Origin of the sequence: Pleionea sp. CnH1-48, assembly GCF_024124665.1 — a bacterium.
Lineage (GTDB): Bacteria > Pseudomonadota > Gammaproteobacteria > Enterobacterales > Kangiellaceae > JAMXSB01.
Genome location: NZ_JAMXSB010000040.1, coordinates 1 through 1,948, shown reverse-complemented (window position 1 = coordinate 1,948; position 1,948 = coordinate 1). Strand labels below are relative to the sequence as shown.

At 36.0% G+C, this 1,948-nt stretch carries 4 protein-coding genes; all 4 read right to left on the bottom strand.

Annotation, left to right across the window (positions count from 1 at the left end):
• Positions 1-290: 290 nt before the first annotated feature.
• Entirely contained in the window at positions 291-530 is a 240-nt protein-coding gene (locus tag NH399_RS25280) for a hypothetical protein (RefSeq protein ID WP_253044300.1), read from the bottom strand.
• An 8-nt stretch (positions 531-538) separates the two neighbouring features.
• Complete coding sequence (locus NH399_RS25275) at positions 539-1,039, bottom strand: hypothetical protein (RefSeq protein ID WP_253044298.1); 501 nt, start codon at positions 1,037-1,039, stop codon at positions 539-541.
• 65 nt (positions 1,040-1,104) lie between these two features.
• Positions 1,105-1,335, bottom strand: coding sequence for a hypothetical protein (locus tag NH399_RS25270; protein WP_253044296.1), 231 nt, complete (start codon positions 1,333-1,335; stop codon positions 1,105-1,107).
• A gap of 11 nt (positions 1,336-1,346) precedes the next feature.
• Positions 1,347-1,948, bottom strand: a 602-nt coding sequence (locus tag NH399_RS26070; protein WP_371876124.1) for an RHS repeat-associated core domain-containing protein, incomplete at its 5' end; no start/stop codon positions are given.

Sequence of the window (1,948 nt, the reverse complement as noted above, 5' to 3'; positions counted from 1 at the left end):
TTAACTCATATTCTTTAGTTGTGCCTATACGGCACCATTCATTTTCCTTAAAAAGTTTCATGACGCTATACCTTTTTGTTTTAAATTTAAAGTGAGCAATTCCGTTTACTCAAAGTTACCTAGGGGGTATAAGCCCCCTTGCTTTTACAGAAAATTAATTTTAGAACTAATGCCTTATTGAGCGACCCATTCTCTTGAACATACTATAGAGGGTTTCATGACACCTTTCCGAAAATATTTAAAAAGGGCGTATGGATTACGCCCTTAAGATATTACATTGAAACCAAAGTTTACTTTTTCAAGCTCTTCTTCTTACTATACTGATATATCTTAACAGAGCACATGGCAAGTAAAACAACTATAGTTAGAACAACCTTTCCAGTTACTCCCCACATGGTAATAACAATATTATATACACCAGCCGCAACACCAGCTACAACTATACAAGCAATAACATTTCTAATGCCAGAATACCAAGCAAGTAAACATAAAAAAGCAAATAGTAATAGCATTGGTAAGTATTCAGTCATACTCCCCCCTAAGGACAATCTCGATTACATTCATCAGCAAATAGACCACTAAAGTCATATTCAAAATTTTCTTTAACAAAATTAGATTCTAATACATCTTTAGCTACCAGCCTCCCTTTTGGTTTAGAATCCATTTTCCAAGCCTGCCATAATCCAATTGTGCCCAACTCAATACCACGAGCTGTTATCTGTTTTTTAATGGTTGCTTTATGTGAGCGTGTATACTTTCGTCCAGATTTAGTTGTATGGGTATATACCCATTCACCCTTGTTAATACTTTTTGCTGCATTCTTAATTTTTTTACCACTTCCGTAGATATTAAATAGAGCATCTAATCCACTCGGCGCAAAAAAACCAACTCCACCAGATAGCAAAACATCAAAGTAGTCGACGCACTCCCATCGCCAACCATTAGTATACATCTGAATTGCAAAATCAATACCTGCACCAATGCAACGAGCGCCGCCGTACCGGACCCATTCTCTTGAACATACTATAAGGGGTTTCATGACACCTTTCCGAAAATATTAAAAAAAGGGCGCAGTCCATACGCCCTTAAACAACTTATTAGTGCTTAAGCTTCCTTATGAGATTTTTTTTTGTAAACCTTGAATATAGCAATGGCAATCAATGTAATAATTACTAACGAAACCTTACCAACCCCTCCCCAGTAATGTACAAATACATTGTATATACCAGCGAAAACACTTCCCAAAACCAAACATATAAAAGCGCTTTTAAGGTCAGAAAATAGTGCACTAATAACTAATAAAGTGATAATTGCTACCTCTAATGCAAACTCCATAATATCTCCTTTTAATCACAACTATCTTTACATTTACCAGAGTAAAGCGATGAAAAATCATAACTTGTTACTGACTTAATGAAATTAGACTCTAATAAATCTTTTGGAATCCATGTACCTTTTGGCTTTGAGTCTGACATCCAGTACTCAAAACCTAGTATCACTAATAACTCATTTCTTCTTGCCACCAAAGCCTTTTTTATTGTTGCCTTATGTGATCTTGTATAACTACGGCCAGACCTCGTAGTATATTTATATACTTTCTTACCTTTCGATAGTTCTTTTGCTGCGTTTAAAATCTTTTTACCACTAGTCCAGATATTCATGGATGCATCTAGTTTACTTGGTGCAATCGCTCCTACAAGACCAGAAAGTAATACATCAAAATAATCAACACATTGCCAGCGCCCGCCATTTGTATACATTTGGATCGCGAAGTTTATTCCTGCACCAATAGCAAAACCTAGAGCACCAACTTGACCTTTAGGATCAACCAAAGAGAAAGGGCTATTGCTCACATACAGATATGTATTGATTCCTCCCGCTAAACCGATAGGATCACTTGTAATATAACGACCTAACATCGGATCATAATAACGATTCCAGTTGTAAT

Coding starts and splice junctions, on each gene's coding strand:
- NH399_RS25280 (WP_253044300.1), bottom strand. CDS start 530: ATGACTGAATACTTACCAATGCTATTACTATTTGCTTTTTTATGTTTA.
- NH399_RS25275 (WP_253044298.1), bottom strand. CDS start 1,039: ATGAAACCCCTTATAGTATGTTCAAGAGAATGGGTCCGGTACGGCGGC.
- NH399_RS25270 (WP_253044296.1), bottom strand. CDS start 1,335: ATGGAGTTTGCATTAGAGGTAGCAATTATCACTTTATTAGTTATTAGT.